Origin of the sequence: Frigoribacterium sp. CFBP9029 (genome assembly GCF_034045305.1) — a bacterium.
Lineage (GTDB): Bacteria > Actinomycetota > Actinomycetes > Actinomycetales > Microbacteriaceae > Frigoribacterium.
On sequence record NZ_JAXCWB010000002.1, the window covers coordinates 403,310 to 428,021 of the forward strand.

The 24,712-nt window shown below is 72.5% G+C and carries 16 protein-coding genes; 9 read left to right on the forward strand and 7 right to left on the reverse strand.

From position 1 onward, the window contains the following. Positions 1-4: 4 nt before the first annotated feature. On the reverse strand, positions 5-307 hold the full coding sequence (locus SOM11_RS04390) for a putative quinol monooxygenase (RefSeq protein WP_192060508.1): 303 nt from the start codon (positions 305-307) through the stop codon (positions 5-7). A 247-nt stretch (positions 308-554) separates the two neighbouring features. On the opposite strand from SOM11_RS04390, the gene SOM11_RS04395 reads away from it, so the two are divergent. Continuing rightward, on the forward strand, positions 555-1,997 hold the full coding sequence (locus SOM11_RS04395) for an APC family permease (RefSeq protein WP_320477352.1): 1,443 nt from the start codon (positions 555-557) through the stop codon (positions 1,995-1,997). A 231-nt stretch (positions 1,998-2,228) separates the two neighbouring features. On the opposite strand, the gene SOM11_RS04400 is transcribed toward SOM11_RS04395, so the two are convergent. Together SOM11_RS04400 and SOM11_RS04405 are read right to left on the reverse strand one after the other, a co-directional pair. Beyond that, a complete protein-coding gene (locus SOM11_RS04400) occupies positions 2,229-3,956 on the reverse strand; it encodes an alpha-amylase family protein (RefSeq protein ID WP_320477284.1) in 1,728 nt (575 codons plus the stop codon). 284 nt (positions 3,957-4,240) lie between these two features. Then, positions 4,241-5,461 carry an SDR family oxidoreductase gene (locus SOM11_RS04405; RefSeq protein WP_320477285.1) on the reverse strand — a complete coding sequence of 407 codons (1,221 nt, stop codon included), beginning with the start codon at positions 5,459-5,461 and terminating at the stop codon, positions 4,241-4,243. Between the two features lie 108 nt (positions 5,462-5,569). Between SOM11_RS04405 and SOM11_RS04410 the strand changes: the two genes are divergently transcribed. The 4 genes from SOM11_RS04410 (at position 5,570) to SOM11_RS04425 (ending at position 10,213) form a co-directional block, all read left to right on the forward strand. Beyond that, the gene (locus SOM11_RS04410) at positions 5,570-6,205 is read left to right on the forward strand and encodes a hypothetical protein (RefSeq protein WP_320477286.1); all 636 of its coding nucleotides are present in this window, start codon (positions 5,570-5,572) and stop codon (positions 6,203-6,205) included. A 123-nt stretch (positions 6,206-6,328) separates the two neighbouring features. Continuing rightward, a complete protein-coding gene (locus SOM11_RS04415) occupies positions 6,329-7,843 on the forward strand; it encodes a threonine/serine ThrE exporter family protein (protein ID WP_243215490.1) in 1,515 nt (504 codons plus the stop codon). Positions 7,844-7,945: 102 nt separating this feature from the next. Beyond that, positions 7,946-9,763, forward strand: coding sequence for a DEAD/DEAH box helicase (locus SOM11_RS04420; RefSeq protein ID WP_320477287.1), 1,818 nt, complete (start codon positions 7,946-7,948; stop codon positions 9,761-9,763). Between the two features lie 66 nt (positions 9,764-9,829). Continuing rightward, positions 9,830-10,213, forward strand: a complete 384-nt coding sequence (locus SOM11_RS04425) for a hypothetical protein (RefSeq protein ID WP_320477288.1) — start codon at positions 9,830-9,832, stop codon at positions 10,211-10,213. Positions 10,214-10,627: 414 nt separating this feature from the next. On the opposite strand, the gene SOM11_RS04430 is transcribed toward SOM11_RS04425, so the two are convergent. The 4 genes from SOM11_RS04430 to SOM11_RS04445 form a co-directional block, all read right to left on the reverse strand. After that, positions 10,628-11,650 carry an SseB family protein gene (locus tag SOM11_RS04430; RefSeq protein ID WP_320477289.1) on the reverse strand — a complete coding sequence of 341 codons (1,023 nt, stop codon included), beginning with the start codon at positions 11,648-11,650 and terminating at the stop codon, positions 10,628-10,630. 107 nt (positions 11,651-11,757) lie between these two features. Beyond that, complete coding sequence (locus SOM11_RS04435; RefSeq protein WP_320477290.1) at positions 11,758-15,234, reverse strand: TM0106 family RecB-like putative nuclease; 3,477 nt, start codon at positions 15,232-15,234, stop codon at positions 11,758-11,760. Positions 15,235-15,428: 194 nt separating this feature from the next. Continuing rightward, positions 15,429-16,388, reverse strand: coding sequence for an alpha-L-glutamate ligase (locus SOM11_RS04440; RefSeq protein ID WP_320477291.1), 960 nt, complete (start codon positions 16,386-16,388; stop codon positions 15,429-15,431). 138 nt (positions 16,389-16,526) lie between these two features. After that, on the reverse strand, positions 16,527-17,990 hold the full coding sequence (locus tag SOM11_RS04445; protein WP_320477292.1) for a hypothetical protein: 1,464 nt from the start codon (positions 17,988-17,990) through the stop codon (positions 16,527-16,529). A 97-nt stretch (positions 17,991-18,087) separates the two neighbouring features. Here SOM11_RS04445 and SOM11_RS04450 point away from each other — a divergent pair, with 97 nt between their 5' ends. From SOM11_RS04450 to SOM11_RS04465, 4 genes are all read left to right on the forward strand, one after another. After that, entirely contained in the window at positions 18,088-19,944 is a 1,857-nt protein-coding gene (locus SOM11_RS04450; protein WP_320477293.1) for a DUF3375 family protein, read from the forward strand. Then, entirely contained in the window at positions 19,941-20,867 is a 927-nt protein-coding gene (locus SOM11_RS04455) for a DUF4194 domain-containing protein (RefSeq protein ID WP_320477294.1), read from the forward strand. Before SOM11_RS04450 ends, SOM11_RS04455 begins: the two co-directional genes overlap by 4 nt. After that, positions 20,864-24,367, forward strand: a complete 3,504-nt coding sequence (locus tag SOM11_RS04460) for an ATP-binding protein (RefSeq protein WP_320477295.1) — start codon at positions 20,864-20,866, stop codon at positions 24,365-24,367. Before SOM11_RS04455 ends, SOM11_RS04460 begins: the two co-directional genes overlap by 4 nt. Positions 24,368-24,517: 150 nt before the next feature. Then, positions 24,518-24,691 carry a CsbD family protein gene (locus SOM11_RS04465; protein ID WP_156463343.1) on the forward strand — a complete coding sequence of 58 codons (174 nt, stop codon included), beginning with the start codon at positions 24,518-24,520 and terminating at the stop codon, positions 24,689-24,691. Positions 24,692-24,712 lie beyond the last annotated feature (21 nt).

Consider the following 24,712-nt stretch of genomic DNA (forward strand, 5'->3'; position numbering starts at 1 on the left):
GGCGTTACGCGTCGAGCGGGATCGTCGTCGAGAACGAGCGCGTCGTCGGCGGCTCGACGAGCACCTCGGGCAGGCGGTTGGCACCCTCGGGCGTCGCGCGCCACGCGACGTACGCCTCGTGATCGGCGGCCGTCGCCCAGGTCTCGACGACGATTGCGCGCGTCGGGTCGTCGTCGTCCACGACGACCACGAGATCCTGGCAGCCCGGCCAGGCACGGGTCGCGACGAGCGTCTCCCGGACGATGTCGCGGGCGAGGTCGAGCTTGTCGGCGTCGAAGTGCACCTCGAGATGGACGGTCGTGGTCATGCGGTTCCTCCTGCGGTCGGAGGGTCGACGCTACGCGCGTCTCCCCCGTCTGCTCGCACCGCGCCTCCTCGGACGCGACGCGCCTCCCCGCTCGCGCCTCCGCAATCCACCCACGCGGCGCCTCCTCGGCTGCACCGAGCCTCCTCGGCTGCACCGCGCCTCCTCGGCTCCGGGGTCGACAGGCGGTGCGGAGCGGGGGCAGGATGTCGTGGACATCCGTGCTCCACCGACGCACCCGGAGGTCGCCATGACCACGTCGAGCAACACGAAGCCGCCGACCACCGACACCGGTGAGACGCCCACCGAGCTGAAACGGGCCATCGGCCCCAAGCTGCTGCTGCTGTTCATCGTGGGCGACATCCTCGGCACGGGCGTCTACGCGCTCACCGGGCAGGTCGCCGCGGAGGTGGGAGGCGCGGCCTGGCTGCCGTTCCTGATCGCGTTCGCCGTCGCCCTGGTGACCGCGTTCTCGTACCTCGAGCTCGTGACGAAGTACCCGCAGACGGCCGGGGCCGCCCTCTACGTGCACAAGGCGTTCGGCATCCACTTCGTCACGTTCATCGTGTGCTTCGTCGTGATGTGCTCGGGCATCACGAGCGCCTCGACCGCCGCGCGCGCTTTCGCGGCCAACCTCGCGGCGGGCATCGGCGTCGAGCTGTCGAACGGCGTCGTCATGGCGATCGCGATGGGGTTCATGCTGCTGGTGATGGCGATCAACTTCCGAGGCGTGAGCGAGAGCGTCAAGGCGAACGTCGTGCTCACGCTCGTCGAGCTGTCCGGTCTGCTGATGGTGATCATGATCGGCTTCTGGTTCATCGCAGGCGGCAACGCTGATTGGGGGCGGGTCGTGCTGTTCGAGACGCCGGGCGACAAGTCGCTGCTGCTGAGCATCAGCACGGCGACGTCGCTCGCGTTCTTCGCCATGGTCGGCTTCGAGGACAGCGTCAACATGGCCGAGGAGACCAAGGACCCGAGCCGGATCTTCCCGAGGGTCATGCTCACCGGGCTCGGCATCGCCGCCGTCATCTACGTGCTGGTCGCCATCTGCGCCGTCGCGGTCGTGCCGATCGGTGAGCTGGCCGACAACGAGACGCCGCTCGTCACCGTCGTCAACACGGCCGCCCCCGACTTCCCCATCGGTCAGCTGCTGCCCTTCATCTCGATGTTCGCCGTCGCCAACAGCGCCCTGATCAACATGATGATGGCCAGCCGCCTGCTCTACGGCATGAGCCGCCAGGGCGTGTTGCCCGGGTTCCTGTCGAAGGTGCACGCGAAGCGCCAGACCCCCTGGGCCGCGATCGTCTTCACCACGGCGCTCGCGCTCGGGCTGATCGGCTACGTGTCGCTGTCGCCCGAGTCGCCCATCGTGGCGGTGCTCGGCGGCACGACGTCGCTGCTGCTGCTGGCAGTGTTCGCGGTCGTCAACGTCACGGTGCTCGTGCTGCGCCGCGACCGCGTCACGCAGAAGCACTTCCGGGCGGGCACCGTGCTGCCGGTGGTGGGCGTCGTCGCGTGCCTGTGGCTCGTGCTGCCGGTGTCGTCGGGGCGCGGAGCCGAGCAGTACGAGATCGCCGGAGGGCTGCTCGCGATCGGGATCGTGCTCTGGGCCGTGACCTTCGTGTCGCGGCGCGGCAAGCCGGTGCCGAGCGAGGCGATCGCCGAGGCCGATCGCGCCGAGCCGCCCGCGTAGCCGGCCACGCGCATCCGTGTGACCCGAAGCGAGCCGCGGCAGCCCGCTACGGCACCCTTCGGGTCGCCTCGATGGCCGCAGACGAGGCGGGCGGGCGCGCGGGCGGGCGGGCGGGCGGGTCGGCTGGACACACGCGTACGCGACCTTCGGCGGGTTCCCGTCATCGGGGGCGGGTCAGCGCTGACCCGCCGCGAAGGACGGGAACCCGCCGAACCCGCCGTGAAACCGCGATCAGACGAGTCGCTTCTCGCCCGCCCGCAGCACGCGCAGCCACCGGAACCCGTAGCCCTCGAGCTCGATGCGGTGGTGGGCGTCGCCGGCCAGAGCCTCGGGGACGGACCGCTCGGCGAGCAGATCGACGAGGCGAGGCGCGGCGGCACCCGCGGCGTGGCCCGCGGCGGCACCAGCCGCCTCACCCACTGCGCCCGCCTCGCCCGCATCCGGGCCGAGCAGCCCGCTCAGGTCGAGATCGACCGAGCGGCCGTCAGGTGCGAAGTTGTGCACGGCGACGAGCGTCCCCGTGCTGCTGACGACCGCGTGGGCGAGCACGCAGTCGTGCCCCGAGTCGAGGAGGGTCAGTTCGCCCCAGCCGATCTCGGGCGACGCGCGATAGTGCCGCACGAGGCTCTGCACGAATCGCAGCATCGAGTCGGGCTCGTGCCGCTGGCGCGACACGTTCACGTGCTCGGGCGCCCAGCCCTCGACGGCCAGCGGCGCGACGAGGTCGTCGGCCTCGGCGCGCGAGAAGCCCCCGCCCGCCTCGTCGGTCCACTGCATCGGCGTGCGGACGGCCCCGCGACCGCTGACGGCCGGGTTCTCGCCCATGCCGATCTCCTCGCCGTAGAACAGCACAGGGGCACCGGGCGTCGAGAACATCAGGCTGTAGACCATGCGGATGCGCCGCGGGTCGCCGTCGAGCATCGGCGGCAGACGACGCACGATGCCGCGACCGTGGATCCGCTGCGACTCGAGCGGCGCGAAGGCCTCGAACACCTCGTCGCGCTCGTCGTCGCTCAGCTGGTCGAGGGTCAGCTCGTCGTGGTTGCGCACGAAGTTGCCCCACTGGTTGCCCCGCGCCAGCGTCGGACGGGTCGACAGCGCGGCGGCCAGCGGACGGGCGTCCTGCCGCGCCAGCGAGAGGTACAGCGCCTGGTTGGCGACGAAGTCGAACTGCATCGTCAGCTCGTCGCCGTCGTCCTCGCCGAAGAACGCGACCATCTCGTCGTACGGCAGGTTCACCTCGCCGAGCATCATGCCGCTGCCGCTCCGTCGGGCGACGTACCCGCGGAGCGCCTGCAGGAACCCGTGCTCGGCCCCGTCGTCGGTGTCGATCAGGTGCGGCACCGCGTCGACGCGGAACCCGTCGATCCCGAGCTGCAGCCAGAATCCGATCACCTTGGCGATCTCGTCGCGGACCTCCTGGCGGTCGGTCGCGAGGTCGGGCTGGTGCGAGTAGAACGAGTGCCGGTAGTACTGGCCGGCTTCGTCGTCGAACGACCAGACGCCGTCCTCGACGTCGGGGAACATGTTCGCCGGCTGGTCGGCGGGCACCTCGTCGCGCCAGGTGTAGAAGTCGCGGTACCGGCTGTCGCGGTCGCTGCGCGCCGCGCGGAACCACGGGTGCTGATCGCTCGTGTGGTTGACCACGAGGTCGACGATGACGCGCATCCCGCGGTCCTTCGCCGTCCGCACGACCTCGACGAAGTCGCCGAGGTGCCCGTAGCGCGGGTCGACGCCGAAGTAGTCGGAGATGTCGTACCCGTTGTCGCGCTGCGGCGACGGGTAGAACGGCGCCAGCCAGAGGCAGGTGACGCCCAGCTCGGCGAGGTGGTCGAGGCGGTGCGCCAGCCCCTCGAGGTCGCCGACGCCGTCGTCGTTCCAGTCGAGGTACGTCTCGACGTCGAGGTTGTAGAAGACGGCGGTCTTCCACCACAGGTCGCTCGTGTCGGTGACCCTCATCGGGTCGCGGTGTCGCGCGCGGCGCGACGGGGGCAGGCGCAGGAGGCGCGGGTCGGGCGGGTCATGTCGGCTCCGTCTCGGGTGGGTCGCTTCCGCCGACCGTACCGACGCCGCGCCTCCTCGGTCCTGTCGATCCCCTGAGCGCGCGCATCGCGGCCACCGCGCCGCGCGCTGCGCCCCGAGCCCCTCGCGCTGCGCCCCGCGCACCGCGCCCACCGCCCGTCGAAGTGACCCGATGGGCGCCGCCACAGGCCGCTACCGCACCATCCGGGTCACCTCGACGGTCACGGGATGAGGCGAGCCGCCCGGTACCGCTCGAACAGGTCGACGAACGCCTGCTCGGTGCGGCGGTAGCGCGAGAAGCCGGCGTCGCGCGCCTTGCCCATGTCGGCGACGACCTCGAGGTCGCGGCCGAGGTCGGCGTCGGTGTGCCACCACGAGGCGACGCGCGCCAGCTCGGGTTCGACGAGGTCGTGTTCGGCGACGAGCTCGCGCCAGTCCTGCTCGAGCCCGACCATCTGCTCCTCCAGCGGTCGCGGCGCGCCCTCGAACCCCTCGACGAGGGCGGGGTCGATGCCGAGGTGCGCGGCGAGGCGGGGCCACATCCAGCGCCAGCGGAAGACGTCGCCGTTCACGATGTTGAACGCCTCGTCGCCGCCCGCGGGGTCGGTCGCGGCCCAGATCATCTGCTCGGCGAGCACGCCCGCGTCGGTCATGTCGACGAGCGAGTTCCACTGCGTCTCGCTGCCCGGGAACGCGAACGGCAGGCCGAGGCGCTTCGTCAGCGCCGCCTGCACGGCGATGGTCAGCCCCATGTTCATGGCGTTGCCGACGGCGAACCCGATCACGGTGTGCGAGCGGTGCACCGACCAGGTGAAGCCCTGACGCTCGGCGGCGGCGAACAGCTCGTCCTCCTGCGCGTAGTAGAAGTTCGGGTAGTCGAGGCGCGGCTCGTCCTCGTGGAACGGCGTGTCGGGCATGACGCCCTTGCCGTACGCCTCGAACGGGCCGAGGTAGTGCTTCAGACCGGTCACGAGCGAGACGTGCTGCACGGGGGCGTGCTCGAGGGCGGCGAGCAGATCGCGGACCATGCCGCCGTTCACCTCGATGTTCTCGGCCTCCGTGTCGCGCTTCTGCCAGGCGGCGAAGAACACGTGCGTGGGCTGCACGTCGGCCAGGGCGGTCGCGAGGCTCTCGGCGCTCAGCAGATCGGCGGCGATGCCGGTGACCCCCGGAGCCGAGGAGGCGCGGCGCGACAGGGCGAGCACGTCCCATCCGTCGCGGGTCAGCTGCTCGACGAGCGCGGTGCCCGTGATGCCACTCGCGCCCACCACGAGTGCGGTGCCGGGGCGGGCGCCCGGTGCGGTGGCGTCGTGCCGGGGCTCGACGGACTCGACGGACTCGAGGGTGATGCTCTCGGGGGCGCCCGTCTCGGGGTCGCGGATGTCGCTCGTCGCGGGGTCGGCATGCGGGCGGTCGGTCTGCGGGGTGCGGTCGTCGCTCATCCGGGAGAGAAGCCGAGCGCGCCTCCTTCTATTCCCGGGCGTCCCCTCGTCCGTTCGCGCGGCGGACGACCGCGACCGCTCCCGGTGTCCACCGCGTACGGTCGAGCGATGGATCAGATCAGCGGCGACGACTCGACCGACCGGCCCCCTTCGACCCCCGAGCAGGAGGCCGCCGCCCTCGCTCTCGCGATCGTGTCGCAGGCCTCGGCCATCACGCAGGGCGACGAGGAGGCGCTGGACGCGAGCGAGGACAACCTCCGCGAGGTCGTCACCGGCCTCTCGGACGCTCCCCTCACCCCGCGCCAGGAGGACGTCGTCGCGACTCTCGGCGCCGCCGGCGGCAGTCTCGCCGCCGGGCTCTCGGAGGCGCTCGCGCACACGAAGGGCGTCGACACCGGCGTCGTGCTCGGCTCGGCCGCCGAGGCCGTGCTCGCGCAGACGCAGCCCGACGTGGAGAACGCGCCCGACGTGGAGAACGCGCCCGACGCGGAGAGCGCATCCGACGCTGAGACGGCACCCGACGACGGAGCGGGCGCCGGCGACGCGACCGCACCGGGCGCCGGTGACCGGTCCCCCGGCTCCGACGCGATCGCGGACCGCGACAACGCCGCGTTCGACGACGCCTTCGACGACCTGGTCGCCGGCACGGGTCGCGACGACGCCGGGCAGAGGGGTCAGGGCGCTCGGCGAGGCGACCGGCACGCCGACGGCCGCCGTCCTGACGACGACCACCGCGCCTCCTAGACTCGACGCAGCCCGCCGAGCAGGCCCCGCCGCGACCGCGCCAGCCGTGTCGAGCGGGGCCCGACCCGAGGGCCATCTCCCGTGACCCCGCACCACCCCGACGTGACCGATCGGAGCTCGACCGTGAGCGATCCCCAGCGACCCGGCCGACGCGATCGCCCTGCCCGCCCGCCCCGCCCGCCGGCGAAGCCCGCGCGGGTCAGGGCCCGCAACGTCAACCCGCAGGAGATGCGCGACGTCCGCGCCCGCCTCCGCGGCACGATCTACGAGGGCACGACGCCCGAGCACGGCATCGGCGGCGACCTCTACTCGCCGCGTCAGATCGTCGACTTCTGCCTCGACCTCGGCGACGTGATGCTCGCGTCAGGGGCCGACGTCCGCAGCACCGAGGTCGCGATCGTCGCGGTCAGCACGAAGTGGAACCTCGCCCCGCTCGAGCTCGACATCACCGGCACGGCGATCACCGTCCAGTACGCGCCCGTCGAGGGCCCGCCGCTGATCAAGACCCGGGTCGTCTACGCCGAGGGCTCGAACCTGCACCGGCTGTCGCTCGTCTACCAGATCGTCGACGACCTGCTGCACGACGACCGCGACATGACCACGGCCGTGGCCGGTCTCGTCGACGTGCTGCGCTCTCCCCCGCGCTGGCCGTCGTGGATCACCGATCTGGCGATGGGCATGCTCGGCGTCTCGGTCACGCTGCAGGCCGGCGGCACCTGGCAGGCGGCCGTCGGGGCGTTCGTCCTGATGATCGGGGTGATGGCGACCGGGCGGGGGCTCGCGGCCCGCGGCATCCCCCAGTTCTTCGTCGTCGGTCTGCAGGCGGGCGCCACGGCGGCCCTCGGCACCGTGGGGATCTCGCTCGATCTCCTGTCGGCCGGAGGCGCGGCGGCGATGGTCGCGGCGGTGGTCGTCCTGACGCTCCCGCACCCCACCATCGTCACCTGGGCGCAGGACGCCATCTCGGGGTTCCGGGCGATGGCCCTCGGCCGGGCCCTGGTGATCGGCCTGATCGTGGCGGGCATCGTCTGCGGCATCCCCGCCGGCATCGCCGTCACGGCCGGGTTCGTCGACTTCGAGGTCGATCCGACGAACATCACGCTGCAGGCGCTGCCCCTGTGGCTGTCGCTGTGCTCCAGCTTCGCGGCGGCGTCGGCGAACGCCGTGGCCCAGGGGTCGAGCGCGCGGATGATCCCGATCACGATCGGCGTCGCGCTCGTCGGCAACCTCTCGCTCTTCACCCTGCGACTGCTCGGAGTGCCCCTGATGGGTGCGACGTTCCTCGCGGCGATCCTGCTCGGCGCGCTGTCGACGGTGGCCGCGGCGCGACTCCGCACGGCCGCGACGGTCATCGCGGTGCCGGCGTTCTGCGGGTCCCTGCTGCCGTCGCTGGCGGTCGCGTCGGCGCTGCTCAACTTCATGTCGGGCACGGAGGGGGCCGAGGTCGACTTCGTCTTCTCCATGCTGACGACGCTCGCGATCGGCGCCGGACTCGTGCTCGGCAACCTGCTCGCCACCCCCGGCGCGCGTCGCTGGCTGCGCCGCCGCAAGAAGGTCTACGTGCAGTCGCTGCACAGCGACACGACGCCGATCAACATCGTCGTCGCGCACGACGCCGAGGCGCCCCGGGCCGATTGAGCAGGAGGCGCGGGCGGGCCGCGAAGGAGGCGCGGGTCGTCCGATCGGGGCTCCTCGCCATGTCAGCACGGCACAGGCCCCGAGACCGGCTACCGTTGCACTATGAGTGACACCACCGAACAAGCCCCGAGCGACGCCACGGAGCAAGCCGAAACACCCTCGACGTTCGCCGATCTGGGCTTGAGCGATCAGGTCCTCAAGGCCATCAAGGACATCGGGTACGAGACCCCCTCGGCCATCCAGTCCGCCACGATCCCCACCCTCCTCGCCGGTCGCGACGTCGTCGGCCTGGCGCAGACGGGCACCGGCAAGACGGCCGCCTTCGCGCTGCCGATCCTGTCGCGCCTCGACGTGAGCGCGAAGAAGCCGCAGGCGCTGGTCCTGTCGCCCACCCGCGAGCTCGCCCTCCAGGTCTGCGAGGCGTTCGAGCAGTTCGCCTCCGGCATGCGCGGCGTCCACGTGCTGCCCGTCTACGGAGGTCAGGCCTACGGCGTGCAGCTGAGCGCTCTGCGCCGCGGCGTCCACGTGGTCGTCGGCACGCCCGGTCGCATCATGGACCACCTCGCGAAGGGCACCCTCGACCTCTCCGAGCTCAAGTACCTCGTGCTCGACGAGGCCGACGAGATGCTCAAGATGGGCTTCGCCGAAGACGTCGAGACGATCCTCGCCGACACCCCCGACGACAAGCAGGTCGCGCTCTTCTCGGCCACCATGCCGCCGCAGATCCGTCGCATCTCGAAGCAGTACCTGAACGACGCCGAAGAGATCACCGTCAAGGCGAAGACCACGACGTCGGTCAACACGACGCAGCGCTACCTGATGGTGTCGTACCCGCAGAAGGTCGACGCCCTGACGCGCATCCTCGAGGTCGAGAACTTCGAGGGCATGATCATCTTCGTCCGCACCAAGAGCGAGACCGAGACCCTCGCCGAGAAGCTCCGTGCGCGCGGCTACTCGGCGGCGGCGATCAGCGGCGACGTGGCCCAGGCCCAGCGCGAGCGCACCGTCAACCAGCTGAAGAGCGGCAAGCTCGACATCCTGGTCGCGACCGACGTCGCGGCCCGTGGTCTCGACGTCGACCGCATCAGCCACGTCGTCAACTACGACATCCCGATCGACACCGAGTCGTACGTGCACCGCATCGGCCGCACCGGCCGTGCCGGTCGCAGCGGCGCGGCGATCAGCTTCGTCACCCCGCGTGAGCGCCGCCTGCTCGGCGCCATCGAGAAGGCGACGCGTCAGCCCCTCACGCAGATGCAGCTGCCGTCGGTCGACGACGTCAACAGCACGCGCCTCACGCGCTTCGACGACGCGATCACCGAGGCGCTGTCGCAGGAGGCCCGCATCTCGGCCTTCCGCGACATCATCGCGCACTACGTCGAGCACCACGACGTGCCCGAGGCCGATGTGGCCGCGGCCCTCGCGGTCGTGGCGCAGGGAGAGACGCCGCTGCTGCTCGACCCGAAAGACGAGCGTCCGCAGCGCGACGAGCGTCCGCTGCGCGAGCGCGACGACCGGGCTCCGCGGGCCGGTCAGGGCGACGACCGAGGCGAGCGTCGCGACCGCGGCCCCCGCACGTCGAAGCCGATGACCTCGTACCGCATCGAGGTCGGTCGTCGTCACCGTGTCGAGCCCCGTCAGATCGTCGGTGCGCTCGCCAACGAGGGCGGTCTCAGCCGAGACGACTTCGGCGCGATCGCGATCCGCCCCGACTTCTCGATCGTCGAGCTGGCCTCCGACGTCAGCAGCGACATGCTCGACCGACTCAGCGACACACGCATCAGCGGCAAGCTGATCGAGATCAAGCAGGACCGCCGTGGCGGCGGCGCCGCCGGTGGCGGTGCTCGTCGTGACGACCGTGGCGACCGCTCCTCCGGCTCGTACGGCGGGGATCGCCCGCCCCGCAAGCCCCGCTACTAGCGACACCCTCCGAAGGCGGGCCCGTTCGGGTCCGCCTTCGGCTTTTCCCCCGCCGAGGAGCCCCGCATGAATCCCGCCACCGGCACCGACGCCCTCTTCGGCGTCGTGCAGACCGCGCTGACGATCGGCTGCCTCATCCCGCTGCTGCTGGGCCTCGTGGCGTTGGTTCTGTTCTTGCGGACGCGAGCCACGAACTCGGCGGCGTCGGACGGCGGCGGCGACAGTGCGGCTGCGCGGCAGCGGGCGCACGATCTGGCCCGCGTGGCGCTGCTCGGTTCGGCCTTCGGAACGGCGCTGCTGCTCGTCGGGCAGCTCGTGGTCGGTCTCGGAACGTCGATCGGGTTGGTGAACGCGTTCGCCGGGCCACTGGTGCCCCTGAACATCGGGGCGCTGACGCTGACGGTGGTGTCCGCCGTGGCCCTCGCCGCGTCGCCCGCGCCCGGGCGCTAGCGCCCACCCGCCGGCGCCCCGGCTCCCGCTACCACTCCGCTCCCGCTCCCGCTTCCGCTTCCGCTCCGACGGTGGGCAGAAAACGCCCCACGCTCACCAGGGAAGGGCATCAACCGACCACCCTCGCGCGCCCCGCTTCAACGGTGGGCAGAAGACGCCCCTTACCCAGCGCCGAAGGGCACTAACCGCCCACCATCGCGGGCCCGCCGCCGGCACCGGCTTCGGCCCCGGCTCCGGCTCCGGCTTCAACGGTGGGCAGAAGACGCCCCCTACCCAGCGCCGAAGGGCACTTAGCGCCCACCCTTGCGAGCCCCGCTTCGACGGTGCGCAGAAGACGCCCCTCACTCACCGCCGAAGGGCAATAACCGCCCACCCTGGCGGGCCCCGCTCGAGTTCGGGTGCCCGGCGCCGCGGTCAGTCGACGAGTGCGCGCAGCTCGTCGGCCGTGATCGTCAGCATCGACCCGGCGGGGTTCACGACGATGCCCGCATGCCCCTGGTCGAGTGCGACGCGTGCCACGGCATCGAAGCGGGTCGCGTTCGAATCCGCGCTCGGGGCCCAGGCGCCCACCTCGGCCGGTGACGTCAGCAGCACCGAGAAGGTCTGACCCTCGTGCGATGTGACGGTCGCGACACCCATCGACGTGATCTCGCCGCTCTCGTCGCGATGCGCGACGGACGCGATGTACAGCGCCGGAGCCGCCCGGACGAGTTCGAGCATGGCCGGCCAGGCGATCCGTTTCTCGGCCATGGCCTGCTTGACGGCCCTGTTCTCGGCCGGGTTCTCGGTGAGCCCGCGCACGAGCTCGTCGGTGTAGCCGATCCACTGCGTCTCGGGCGATCCGGGGTCGAGCACGAGTCCGTCGTACTTCGACACGGCCATCGCGACGACGTCGGGTGCCGCCTCGACGAGCGACACGGGGTCGCTGGTCTTGCGGTAGAAGCCGAGCCTGTCGCCGCTGGTGAAGGCGAGGAGCACCTTCTTGCCGGCGTTGTCGACCTGGTGGGCGATCGAGATCGTGTCGCCCTTCTGCGGTCCGACCTTCGGGTCGGCCATCGTCGACGATCCGATGTCGAGCAGCAGGTCGCCCGCCGCGAGCTCCTTGACGACGGAGTACATCGTCTGGACGTTCTTGGCCTTGCTCCAGCCGGTCAGCGCCTCCTGCAGCGCGGTGTGCACGACGGGCGCGGCGGCACGCAGCGGGGGCACCGAGGTGCCGGCCGAGGCACCGGTCGGGACGGCCGACGGGTCCGCCCCGGTCGAGTTGGTCGGCGCAGCGCGCGTGATCCTCACGACGGGCGGCGCCTGCGCCGGGGCCACCTGCGGTGCGGAGTCGTCTGCGGTGTCGACCTTCACCCCGTCGGCGGGGTCGGACGTGGTCCGATCGGTCGTGGTGTCGTCGGCGGGTGTGTTTTTCTTGCGCGAGAAGAGCCCCATACGTCGAGCCTAGGGCGAAGCCGAGGAGGCGCGGCGCAGCACCCGGGCGCCAGGACGCACCGCACGGCTGGGGAGGGACGGCGCCGGTGGCCTCGGATCGCACCAGCTCAAGACGGTGACGATCCGATGTCGGGACGTGCTGTCCCGGGCCCGGGCCCAGGCTCGGGTGCAGACGCAGACCCAGGCGCGACGAGGTCGATGAACCGCGACAGCAGCCCCAACCCGGCGATCGACGTCGGCATCGACGCGGCCAGGGCCGGCGAGTGCACGAGGTACGCCGCCCACTGCGCGCGCGAGATGCCGACGTTGAGCCGGTTCGGCATGAGCAGGAAGTCGATTCCGCGCGGGATCTCGGCCGCCGACGACGCCGCCAGCGAGAGGATCGCCACGACGGCTTCACGCCCTTGGAAGAGGTCGACCGTGCCGACGGTGGTCTCGGCGAGCCCGGCCCGGTCGAGAGCGTCGCGTATCAGCGCCCCCTGCGCGTTGTACGGGGCGACGACGATGACGTCCGCAGCCTTCAGCAGTCGTGTCGAGTCGCCGTCCGTCCAGGTGCGCCCCACCATGTCGGTGGCGATCGCGACGACGCGCTCGGCCTCCTCGGCGGACGAGGTCGTGTTGCCCTGATGGGCGACCGGCTCGACGTGCAGACCGGGCGCGATGCCCTCGAGCCGCCGCTCGGGCGCCCTCGACTCGAGGGCGCCGTCGTACGACAGCCGTGAGACCGGGGCCGTGAGCGCCGGGTGCATGCGGTAGGTGCGCGACAGGAAGTATCCGAGCTCGGCCGGGAGCACGTCGTGTCCGTCGGCGAGCCAGCCGAGCGCGGACTGGTCGACGGGTTCGGGGTGCGAGCCCTGGCTGACCTGCGGCAGCTGCTGCGGGTCGCCGAGCAGCAGCAGACGCTGGGCCGCCAGCGACGACGCGATCGTGGGGGCCAGCGAGAACTGCCCGGCCTCGTCGACGACCAGGAGGTCGAGCGAGCCTCGCGCGATGTGATCGGCGTTGGCGAAGGTCCAGGCGGTGCCGCCGACGACGCCCCCGGTCTCACCCGGCCCGGACAGGAACGCGGCGAGACCCGCGCCGTTCGCGACGGGCGTCCACGCCGAGGCCTCGAGGGCCTCCGGGCTGGTGCCCTTCTTCGGCACCTTGACGACCCGCTCGGGGTCGACGCCCTTGCCGACGACGGCCGCCAGGAAGTTCTCGACCACGGCGTGCGACTGCCCCACGACGCCGACCCGCCAGCCGTGCTCGCGGACGAGGCGGGCGACGACGGTCGAGCCCACGTAGGTCTTTCCGGTGCCCGGAGGGCCCTGCACGGCCAGATACGACCGGTCGAGGTCGAGCAGGGTCCCCATCACGGCCCCGACCGTGTCGTCGCCCGCGACGGGTCGGACGCCGCCGCGGGGCGGCACGCGGCGCAGCAGATCGAGCGCGGCGTCGGGCACGAACCCCGGGAGGTCGTCGAGCACCCGGCGCCCCCACTCCGAGATGGCCTCCGGTTGCGGGGCCGCCCGAGGAGGTGCGGCGGGGGTCAGCGCCACCGGGAACGACCCGTGGGGCTCGGCACCCGTGGGGACGGTCTCGGTGACGAGCAGCACGACGTCGTCGGCGCCCGGGTCGGCGTCGACGACCGTCGCCCGGGCGGCCCAGCCTCGGGAGCCCGGGCCCGCCCGATTCGCCGAGGGAGGCAGAGGCGCGTCGTAGACGGCCATGGGCGTGGACCCCAGAGGCGACCGACTGCCCGGGGCGAGCGACCCGACGAGGCGGAGGTCTCTCGAGAGGGTCCGCTTGCGCGGCGGCTTCCCCCAGTCGCGGACGACCTCGGCGTGCTCGACGACGAACACGTCGCGGGTGTCTGCCCACTCGTCGAGCGGTTCGCGCAGACGATCGAAGTGCTCTTGCCAGAAGGTCTTGGCCTCGCGGCGGTGGTAGTCGATGGCCGCGGCCGCCAGGGCGAGGGCGGTCTGATCGGGCGTGCGGTCGAGGGGATCGACGTCGGCCAGCTGCGCCGTGAGCTCGACGAAGACGGGGTCCGGCTCGGCCCGGACTCGCTCGTCGTCGACGAGCGCCACGGTGTCGTCGCTGACGGTGTCGGCGGGGAGCATCGTCAGCAGCCAGTCGCGCAGACGGAGCGTCGATCGGCAGTCGTACTCGTTGTAGTCGGCGACCTGGTCGAGGCGCGTCTGACCGGTGGGGTCTCCGGCACGGAGGGCGGCCGCCGCCTCGACGTACGCGCCGATGCTGTCGACGGCCGAGACCACCCCGTCGCCGTCGCGGTGCTCGGCGCCCATGTAGAGCGGCTCGAGCTTCTTGATCGAGTAGCTGCGCGACCCCACGAGCAGCGCCTTCCGGACAATCGGGTACAGGTCGACCAGCACCCCCGCCCTCAGCAGATCGTCGACGTCGTCTTCTCCGACGCCGTGCCGGGCGGCGAGCGACAGCAGGTGACTGCGCTCGTACGACGCGTAGTGGTAGATGTGCATGCCCGGGTGGGCCGCCCGCCGCTCGCGGACGAACGCGAGGAAGTCGATCAGAGCACGGCGCTCTTGTCGGAGGTCGTGCGCCCAGAACGCCGTGAAGCGCGACCGGTCGTCGACCAGCCCGAACAGGTAGTCGAGCCCCCACACCGACGAGTCGCCCTCGGTGTAGAGCGGGTCGCCCTCGAAGTCGAAGAAGATGTCGCCGGGGTCAGGTGCGGGGATGGCCGCCAGCGCACCCGGGTCGATCAGGCGGACCTCGGGGAGGGGCGCCCCGGCGCTGTCGATCTGGAGCCGGGCCTGACCGCGGAGGCGCGCGAGGGCGGCACCGCCCACGCCGGCGACGGGCCCGGTGCTCGCAGCCAGGTCGTCGATGCTCGCGATGCCCGCCGCGAGCAACGCCGACCGCTGACCGAGACTGAGCCCGGCGACGAGCACGAGGTCTCGGTGCTCGTCGACCTGCACCGAACACTGTCCGCAGCGGCCGCAGGCGACGACCCCGGGGGCGCCCCAGGCCAGCGGGGCGTCGGCGTGCAGCCGCCGGTCGACGACCGACCTCAGCCGGTCGCGCTGCGCGCGGTACACCGGTGCGATGTCGGCGAGAGCGTGACTGGAGGTCGTGCCGTCGCCGAGCACGAGGTGCACCTGCGGCCCGACGGGCAGACCGAGCGCGGCGATCTGCTCGGCGTAGGCGGCCAGCTGCAGGAGGGCGGGGATCTTGGCGTGTCGGGCGAGCTTGGTGTCGTAGACCTCGTACGCGCCGTCGTCGGTGCGGAGCAGGAAGTCGGAGAAGCCGATGAACGAGCCGTCGAAGAACGTCGCCTGATAGAGCACCGGCACGCCGTCGCGCATGGCCTGCTCGGCGGCCGCCGCTGCTGCCGGGTACCCCGCGCGCTCGGGGCGCTCGAACTCGACGACCCGGTGCGTCTCGCGCAGCCGTTCGAGGAACCGGATCTCGTGGTCGTCGCCCAGACGGGCAGTGCGGTCGAGCATGGCGTCGGCCACCTCGGGCACCGCCGGGATGCGCCCGAGCCTGGCGTCGAGGCGTCGGAGGAACGCCCACTCGCACGCGGCCCACGTGCTGAGGTCGGACGGGCTCGTGACCACGGTGTCGTCGTCGAGGTAGATGGCGTCGCCTTTCGATTCACGGTCCGCACGGTCGTCGGCCCGTGCTGCACACGCTAACGCCGACCCCCGACATCGATCGTCGACCCGCGCCTCCCCGGCCCGCGCCTCCTCGACTCCCCGGCCCCGCGCCTCCTCGGCCCGGGCGCACGCCTCCGAAGGGGGACCGGCGCGCGCTACCCCTCGCTCGAGAGCACCCAGCCGAGCCAACCGGCGAGCGTCGCCGCGGCCGACACGCTCGACGACCGCTCGACGTCGGGGTTGTAGTTGGTGTTCGTGTTGACGTCGTACGGCACGACGCGGCCGTCGGCGGTCTCGATGAACTCGATCCCCGCGACCTCGATGCCGTGCTGGTCCAGGAAGGCCTCGAGCCGCTGCACGAGAGGGTGCGACGCGGTCACCGACGATCGGACGGCGAAGGGTGCGAACGTGGCGGGGTCGGCGCCGTCGGGCACGACGCACGCGTCGGCGGGGCACAGCTCGAAGCTGCCCGCCGAGGTGTCGACCCGCACGGCGTAGACGAAGCGCCCGCCGACGAACTCGACGCGGGTGTTGAAGGGCTCCTCGGCCTCCAGGAACTCCTGCAGCAGCGTGATCCCGTCGACCGGCACCTCGAAGTCGGGGCCGTCGACGTAGGCGTCGAACGACTCGAGGTCGTCGAAGCGACGCACCCCGAGACCCTTGCCGCCCTGGTTGTGCTTGGTGATGAACGGCAGCTTCTGCTCGCGCGCCCGGGCCTTGAGGTCGGCGGTGCCGAACACGGCGGTGGTGGCCGGAACGTCGAAACCGGCCTGCCCGAGCGCCAGGTACTGCGCGACCTTGCTCACCTCGAGCTCGACGACGCCGCTGCCGTTGATCGTGCGGCGTCCGTGGCGCTCGGCCCAGCGGAGCGTCGCCCGGGCCACCTCCTTGGCCGTCGCCCGGCCCCGCGTGTGGGCGGACCCGCTGAGGCGCGACCAGAACACCCCGGCAGGAGGCTCGGCGGACAGATCGAACGAGCTCCCGTCGAGCAGGTGCTCGCGATGCGGCACCCCCGCCGCGTCGAGGGCGGCGACGAGCGGAGGGAGCCACTCGGCGTTGTCGTGCAGGATGTGGACGACGGGCGTCGGGTCGGCGACGTCTGCGGAAGCGGTCATCCCCCGAGACTGCACCACGCGCCTCCGGCGATCCTGCAGATGTCGGCGCGTGACGATGGGCACACGCACCCGTCCGGCGAGCCGCCCGAAGCGAGCTGCTCGCCAGGAGCGGTTCGACACGGACGACCCGACGCGGGGCTACTCCGCCCAGGCCGCGCGCACCACCTCGCAGAGGCGCTGATCGTCGGTCTCGAGCGCGGAGCAGTCGGCCACGGCCTCCTCGCCGACCGTCTCGACGGCGAGGTCGACCGGCTCCCGGACGTCGCGACGGAACGCCACGACGGTGCCGCGCGGCGCCGCCTGCACCGCGGCGACCACGTCGTCGAGCGACCCCTCGGTCACGGCGTCGCCCAGCACGACGTCCACCCTCGCCTCCGTGCTCGCGACGGACACGCCCTCGATCCCGGGTGAGGCCGTCACCGCGTCCGCGACGGAGACGAGCACCTCGAGGGTCGCGGGGTCGCTCGAGAACGCGAGGCCGCGGGGGTCCGACCGGTCAGGCGAGACGCGGACGACATCCAGACGCGACAGGTCCGCCGACCCGCCGATGGCCCGCAGGGCGGGCACGACCTGATCGGGCCGCACCGTCCGCACCTCGACGGACCGGGCGCTGATGGCCGAGTAGGTCACCGCGTCGGAGTCGACGGCGTCCACGACCGACTCTGCGTCGGAAAGGTCGCCGTCCACCTCGCGCGACTCGTCGGGCGACGAGACGGTGGCGATGGTCGTGCCCGAGACGCCGGACGTCGCCGCGAGGGCGCTCGCGATCCGCTCGGCACGGCCGGAGGCCTCGGCCACCTCGTCCGGTGGCTGCTGCCCTGTGACGGTCGGCTGCTTCAGGTCGACCCTGATGCCCTCCGGCAGGACGAGGACCCGCCCCGCACCGAGGTCGTCGTCCCCCACCGCGGCGAGCAGATCCGCCTGCTCGGCGGCGTCGAGGACGACGTCGGACGTCGCGGGGTCGTCGAGCGCCGAGGGGAACCCGCTGACGTTCTCGGTGATGAACCGGCGCGAGTCCTGGCTCCAGGCGGACACGTCGACCTCGGCCAGCTGCGGTTCCGCATCCTGGAGAGAGCGCGCCCGCTGCCACGCCGTGAGGACGTCCGACGACGCCGAGGGGATCACCGTGATCCCGAACCCCCGCCGCGGCGCTTCCGAGTCGCTCGTCGTCGCACCGAACTCGTGCGTGCCGAGGGACGCCTCGGCGAAGACCGAGTCGTCGGCGACCCGGCGGGCGAGGTCGAGCTGGGCCGCCGTGTCGGCCTCGTCGGCCAGCACCTCGAAGGTGACGGCGCCCCGGCGCACGTCGACGTACTGCCACTCGTCGCCGACCTCGCGGGCCACGAACGGCCTGATCCGCTCGGCCACGGCGGCGAGGTCGTCGTCGCCGAGATCGCTCTCGACCACGACCGTGGCCTGGGCCGTGGCACTGCCCAGGGGGTAGTCGATGCCGCCGGTCTCGATCTCGACGATGCCGTCGACGCCCGCCATCGACGACTCGAAGCGCTGGCCCAGTTCGGCGGAGTCGGCGCACCCGGCCCCGGCGAGGACGACCGCCGCGACGACGGACCCCGCGACGCATCGTCTCAGACCGCTCCGCATCCGCTCAGTCTGGCCCCGGACCACCGTCGGCGCTTCCGTCGCAGGGCGGAACGCGCCAGTTGGTATCCTCGTCCGACGACTGCCGGAGGTCCGCTTGGTGAACGAATCGTCAGGGCCCGACGACGCCCTGAGCCGTGACGACGTGCGCGTCGCGCACGAGGACGACCCCACGTGGGCCCTGCTCCGCAGCTACAACAGCCGCTGGATGCTCCCGCTCTTCTCCCGTCACCTCGAGCACGCCGAGGGGCCCGTCTCGGCCGATTGGTTCCACCAGCAGGTCGCGCAGGCCCTCGAGCTGAACGCGCTCGACCAGACCGCACCCGACCAGACCGCGCCCGTCCGGGCCGGAGCCGAGGAGGCGCGGGTCGACGACCCCGGGCCGGCGACCGTCCCCGAGACCCGCACCACCCCGGCCGACTACTGCCGGACCTGGGTCGACAGCCGGTGGCTGATCCGCACCCGCGCCTCCTCGGCGGACGATGGCGGGGCACGCCACGGCGACGCCCGCGACGGCGGCCCGAGCAGCACGACGACCGGCACCTCCCCCGCGGCCGACGGTTGGGGCGCGCTCGGCGCCGCGCACCCGAGCGGCGCGGCGGTGGGGTCGGCCCCGACGCGCGCCTCGAGCCCGCCCCCGCGCGGCGAGGCTCGCGCGCAGTACCGGCTCTCGCCCCACGCGCTCAAGGCGCTGCGGATCGTGCGCGAGCTGGTCGAGCAGGACAACGCGGTGAGCGAGGCGAGACTCGGCAGCATCGCCCACGCCGTCGGTCAGCTCGCCGGTCTCGCCGACCCGAGCCGCGAGGCGCAGACCGCTCGGATCGACGAGCAGATCGCCGAGCTGCAGCGTCGCCGCGATCGCATCGAGCAGCACGGCACCGAGCCGGTCAGCCCCGACGTCCTCAAGCGGCAGGTGCGCGAGGTGGTGCGGCTGACGGCGTCGCTGCCCGAGGACTTCCGGCAGCTGAGCAGCATGGTCGAGCAGCGGCACCGCGAGGTCGCGCGCCGGGCGACGGTCGAGCACGTCGGCAAGGGCGCGCTCGTCGAGCAGTACCTCCGTGAGAACGATCTGCTCGAGCAGACCCCCGAGGGCCGGGCCTACCGCGGTTTCGCGCAGATGCTGTCGTCGCGGGAGATCGACGTGATGCGCGCCGACATCGAGCTCATCCTCGATCACCCCGCCGCGGCCGAGCATCTGACCGATCGGCAGCGGACGCAGCTCGAGTCGCTGATCTCGTCGCTGCTCGCGGAAGAGCAGTCGGTGCAAGAGACCTACGGGCGCTGGACGTCGTCGCTCCGCCGGTTCCTCAGCCGCTCGTCGACCGAGCGTCACCAGCGCCTCCTCACCCTCGCCGAACGTGCGCTGCACGCCGGCGGCGTCTGGGCCGAGCGACGACCGGGCCCGGCCGTGCTGCCCGTCGACGTGCTCGGACTCGGCGCGCTCGACGTCGTCGACATCAGTCAGGCGCAGCTGCACAGCGACCGGGGCCGCCCGACCGTCGACGTGCAGGTGACCGAGGGCGACGCCACGCTGCCCGCCGCCGACCGCGCCGCGCTCCGCATCAGCTCGGGCACGAGCACCGCGGCCGTCGCGGCCACCCTCGACCGCCTGCTCGACGAGCACGACACCGTCACGAGCGCCGAGCTGTACGAGGCCACCGACCCCGAGTTCCGCCGGCTCGGCCTCGTGCTGAGCATGCTCGACCTCGCCATCGACCGCGGCGTGGTCGACGAGACCACCGAGACCGTCACCCTGACCGCCGACGAACCGGCCGGCCCAGGGGGCGGCAGCGCCGGAGACACGAGCCCAGGAGGCGCGGGTCGAGGAGGCGCGGGTCGTCGCGTCGTCCTCCCCCGGCTCGTCTTCCGCCGACAGCCCGCACCGGGCGACGACGCCCCCGCCCCCGGCGACGACGCCTCCGCCCCGACCCCGCAGCCCGAGAGAGACACCGTATGACCCCCGACCCGATCGACGACGTCAGCACCGAGGCAGTCGGCACCGTTCTCGACAGCACCGTCCTCGACAGCATCGATCCGGACGGCGCCGACCCGGACGGCACGACGGATGCGGCCGGCGCTGCTACCGACCCGTCGAGCGGGCTCCGCGACGAGCTGCCGCTGGCCGGTCGCAAGGCGCTGGTCACGCTGCTGACCCACCGCTTCATGTCGCGGGCCCGGCAGGGCGAGGCGTGGGCCGCGCTGCTCGCGTACGAGCCCGAGATCCGGGCCCGGCTCGACGAGATGTTCCTCGTGCTGGTCGTCGACCACGAGTACGAGGTCGCGTTCAAGCGGCAGAGCGGCCAGGACGACGTGCCCATCCTGCTGCGACGCGAGAAGCCGCTGTCGCGCGACGCGTCGCTGCTGATGGTCTTCCTGCGGCGCGAGCACGCGTTCAGCGACGCGCACGACGAATCGGTCGTGGTGTCGCGCGATCAGGTCGCGGAGTTCCTCGGCCGGTACCACGACGACACCGCGCACGACGAGATCCGCTCGATGCGCCGCGTCGACGCGGCCCTCGCCGCCATGGTGTCGCGCGACCTCCTCGAACCGGAGCCCGACGACCCCGCCCTCTTCGTCGTCGCCCCCGCGATCGTGCCGCTGATCACGGCCGAGCAGCTGGCTCACCTCGAGCGCGTGTTCCTCGAGGCGGCGGGGGCCGATGCGCCCGCCGACGCGAGCGCGCTCGACGCCGTGGAGGAGGCGGGAGCCGACGACGACGGACCGGTCGACGACGACTCGGAGCCAGACGGCGACGGCGACGACGACTCCGACCTCGACGCGGACGCCGAGGCCGACCCCGATCAGGCCGCCGAGCCCCGACCCGACCCGACCGCCGTCGCCCTCGATCTCCCCCTCGACCCGGAAGCAGACCAGGCATGATCCCCGCCGACGCGACCACCGCCTCCTCGGCTCCCGACGCCGCCGACGCTCCCGGCACCGCCGGCATCGCCGCCGCGACGGGCACGGCGGACGACGCCGACGCACCCGACCTCGGCATGTTCCACTCGGGTCAGTACCGCATCGAGCAGGTGCAGCTGCTGAACTGGGGCAGCTACTCGGGGCTGCACCGCATGCCGGTGGGGCGCGGCGGCATCGCGATCCTCGGGCCGACCGGGCGCGGCAAGTCGACGGTGCTCGACGCGATGGCCGCGGTGATCATGCCGAACCCGCAGGAGTTCAACCGGGCCGCGCGCGACGACAGCCGCCAGCGCTCCGAGCGCACCGTCTACAGCTACGCGCGCGGCAAGACCGACGAGGTCCGCGACGCGGCGTCCGATCGCACGACGACGCGGTTCCTCCGTCCGCTGGGCGAGGCGTTCGCGAGCGGCGCCGCCATCACGTACGCGACCGAGCTCGGGCAGACCGTCACGGCGGTGCGTCTCGCCTGGATCGGCACCGACACCTCCAGCCAGGACGACGTGACGCAGGCCAGCGTCTACCTGCTCGTCCGCGGGCCCTTCGATCTGAGCCGGCTGACCGAGGTCAAGCGCGATGCGAGCAGCTCGAGTCCGCTGACGAAGGGCTCCCTCGCGCGCCTCCTCGACCCCGTCCGCGATCTCGTCACGTACTCGCAGCCCGAGTTCCGCGTGCAGCTGTGCGGCGAGCTCGGGATCGGCGGCAGCGACGAGTCGCAGCTGAAGGCGCTGACGCTGCTGCGCCGTGCGCAGGCGTCGAAGGGCGTCTTCTCGATCGACGAGCTGTTCAAGTCGTTCGTGCTCACGCAGCCCAAGGCGCTCTCGCGCTGGGAGACCACGCTCGGCACGTACCGCGAGGCCTCGGCGCTCTACGACGTGTTCGAGACGACGCGCAAGAAGCTCGGAGTGCTCGAGCCGGTGCCCGCGCTGGCGGACCGCTACGAGATCGCCGGCCACGACGCGACCGAGAAGCGCCGCCTGATCGACGAGAGCCACGGCCCGAGCCGACTGCGCGTCTGGCTGGCCGAGAAGGTCGGCAGCTGGGTCAGCGGTGAGGTCGACCGGGTCACGACCGAGAAGCGCGCCCTGTCCGAGGCGAGGAGGCGCGCGGCCGACGACGACACCGCCGCGTTCCGTGCCCGTGAGCAGGCTCTGGCCCGCATCGGCGATCTCGGCGGCGACCCCTCCCAGTCGCTCCGACAGCTCGTGGCGACCGCCGAGCGCGACCTCGCCGTCGTCCAGCGCGAGCGGCGGCGCTTCGCGACGGCCCTCGACGGCACGGGCGAGTCCGTGCCCACCTCCGAGAAGCAGCTCGTCGCGCTGCGGCAGCGCGCCGAGCGACTCGCCGACGAGGACGCTGCCGCCCGCGCCGCCGCCGACGATGTGCGCGGCGAGCTCGCCGCCCGCATCGGCGAGACCAAGCGCGCACTGTCGGCCCGCGAGGCGCAGCGCCGCTCGTTCGAGCTGCGCGGCAGCAACGTGCCCGACGATGCGGCCGAACGCCGACTGCGCATCGCCGAGGGCACCGGGATCCCCGTCGCGGGTCTGCCCTACGCCGGCGAGCTGTTCGAGGTCGCCGCCGCGCACACCGACTGGACGGTCGCGATCGAGCGGGTCGTCGGCGACCTGGCCACGCACCTCCTGGTCGACCGCGCGCAGTTCGACGCCGTGCGCCGCTTCGTCAACGACCACGACATGCGGGGCCGCATCACGCTGGTGCCCGCGGCGACCGGCGTCGAGCCCGAGCACGACGCCGTGCCGCGCACCGTGCCCGCGATGCTGCAGTTCGACGAGGGCAGCCCGTTCTTCGGCTGGCTGTTCGACGAGATCGTCGCCGAGCGCAGCGTGCTCTGCGTCGAGGGGCCCGACGACCTCGACGGCGCACTGCCCGCCGGGGCGCGGGGCGCCGTGACGCGTGCCGGTCTCCGCACGGGCTCGCGAGGCCGCGTCGTGAAGGACGACCGCCGTTCGCGCTCGTGGATCGGCCTCGACAACGGCTCCCGCGTCGCCGAGCTCGCCGACGAGATCGCGTCGCTCGAACGCGACCTCACCGTCGCGCGCGCCGCGTGGGACACCGCCGAGGCCGAGTCGTCGGCGCGACGCCGGGTGCTCGACGCCGTCGCGCGGTCGACCGAGTTCTCGTGGGCGGACATCGACACCGCGCCGGCGCAGGCGCGACTCGACGACCTGCAGGGTCAGCTCGACCGGCTCGCCGACGAGCGGCCCGAGCTCGCCACGCTGCAGGCCGACGCGCGCCGTCACGACGACGAGCGCTCGGCGGCGACGCGTCGTCTGGCCGAGCTCGACCACGAGCTCGCGCGACTCGAGGCGGAGCACTCGACCCTCGTCGACATCGAGGACGCCTTCAGCGACGCCCTGACCGGGGCCGACCCGCTGACCGACCACGAGCGCGCCCTGCTCGCACCGCTGCCGTTCGCCGCGCCGCGCGAGGTGGCCGACGTCGAGCGGTCGCACCGCGAGGCGCTGTCGCTGCTGCGCGGGCAGATCGACGGCCACGACCGCGAACGCACTCAGGCCGAGAACACCCTCGTGCTGATCTTCGAGCGGTACCTCGAGCTCGACCGCACGGCCGGGATCGACGCCTCGATCGACAGCCTGGACGCGGTCAGGGCGATCCACCGCACGCTCGTCGACGACGCCCTGCCGAACGCCAAGGAGGACTGGCTCGCCAAGGCCGGCGCCGACATGGGCGACAGCCTGCGCGCGCTGCTCGTGCAGATCGAGGAGGACGGCCACGTCATCCGTCGCGGCGTGCGGCCCATCTCGCAGGCGCTCCGGGCGATCGAGTTCCGTCAGGGGTCGACGCTCGACATCGAGCCGAAGCCCGTGTCGAACAGCGACCTCGTCGAGTTCAAGCGGACGCTGCGCACGCACATCGGCGATCGGGCGGGTGCTCCCCGCGACGCGGCCGAGATCGAGCGGCGGTTCGTCACCCTCCGACGCGACCTCGCGCACCTCGAGGAGCGCTCGAAGATCGGCGACGCCTGGCGCCGCCGCGTGCTCGACGCGCGCGAGCACTACCAGTTCCGCGCCATCGAGACCCGGGTCGACGGTACGCAGATCGTGCACGAGGGCGTGGCCGGCAAGTCGGGCGGCGAGGGGCAGGAGCTGATCGCGTTCGTGCTCGGCGCGGCCCTCCGCTTCCGGCTCGGCGACGGCACCGACCGGGTGCCGACCTACGCGCCGATCGTGCTCGACGAGGGGTTCGTCAAGGCCGACGACGAGTACACCGGGCGGTCGCTCGCGGCGCTGACGTCGCTCGGGTTCCAGCTCGTCGTGGGTGCGCCCCGCGACAAGGTGAACGCGTTCGAGCAGCACGTCGAGAGCGTGGCGTACATCTCGAGCGACCCCGCGCATCCCGAGCTGTCGCGCATCTACCCGCTGACGATCCGCCAGGCGATGGAGGTCGAACGCCACGGCCTCGACCCCGCCGCGCTCGCCTGACCTCGGCGCCGCCGTCCGGCGGCGCCGAGCCGTGCCTGCACCCCTCCCGTGCAGCGGCTGGGAACTCGCCCGGAGGCCGTCCCGGCACCCGGCTTCGGCCTACCGTCCACGTCAGCCGGGACTCTCCGGCGAGAGACCGAAGGGGACAACATGTCCGTTGGAGACAAGGCAAAAGATTTCGTCCAGAAGGCAGCCGGTCACGTCGAGGAGGCCGTCGGCAAGAAGACCGACGACGCCGAGCTCACCGCGCAGGGCCAGAAGGACAAGGCGATGAGCGAAGACCGTCTGCAGACCGAGAAGGCCAAGGACGGCGACCTCAAGTAGGCAGCCCCACCGCATCACGCA

Coding starts and splice junctions, on each gene's coding strand:
- SOM11_RS04390 (WP_192060508.1), bottom strand. CDS start 307: ATGACCACGACCGTCCATCTCGAGGTGCACTTCGACGCCGACAAGCTC.
- SOM11_RS04395 (WP_320477352.1), top strand. CDS start 555: ATGACCACGTCGAGCAACACGAAGCCGCCGACCACCGACACCGGTGAG.
- SOM11_RS04400 (WP_320477284.1), bottom strand. CDS start 3,956: ATGAGGGTCACCGACACGAGCGACCTGTGGTGGAAGACCGCCGTCTTC.
- SOM11_RS04405 (WP_320477285.1), bottom strand. CDS start 5,461: ATGAGCGACGACCGCACCCCGCAGACCGACCGCCCGCATGCCGACCCC.
- SOM11_RS04410 (WP_320477286.1), top strand. CDS start 5,570: ATGGATCAGATCAGCGGCGACGACTCGACCGACCGGCCCCCTTCGACC.
- SOM11_RS04420 (WP_320477287.1), top strand. CDS start 7,946: ATGAGTGACACCACCGAACAAGCCCCGAGCGACGCCACGGAGCAAGCC.
- SOM11_RS04425 (WP_320477288.1), top strand. CDS start 9,830: ATGAATCCCGCCACCGGCACCGACGCCCTCTTCGGCGTCGTGCAGACC.
- SOM11_RS04430 (WP_320477289.1), bottom strand. CDS start 11,650: ATGGGGCTCTTCTCGCGCAAGAAAAACACACCCGCCGACGACACCACG.
- SOM11_RS04440 (WP_320477291.1), bottom strand. CDS start 16,388: ATGACCGCTTCCGCAGACGTCGCCGACCCGACGCCCGTCGTCCACATC.
- SOM11_RS04445 (WP_320477292.1), bottom strand. CDS start 17,990: ATGCGGAGCGGTCTGAGACGATGCGTCGCGGGGTCCGTCGTCGCGGCG.
- SOM11_RS04455 (WP_320477294.1), top strand. CDS start 19,941: ATGACCCCCGACCCGATCGACGACGTCAGCACCGAGGCAGTCGGCACC.
- SOM11_RS04460 (WP_320477295.1), top strand. CDS start 20,864: ATGATCCCCGCCGACGCGACCACCGCCTCCTCGGCTCCCGACGCCGCC.
- SOM11_RS04465 (WP_156463343.1), top strand. CDS start 24,518: ATGTCCGTTGGAGACAAGGCAAAAGATTTCGTCCAGAAGGCAGCCGGT.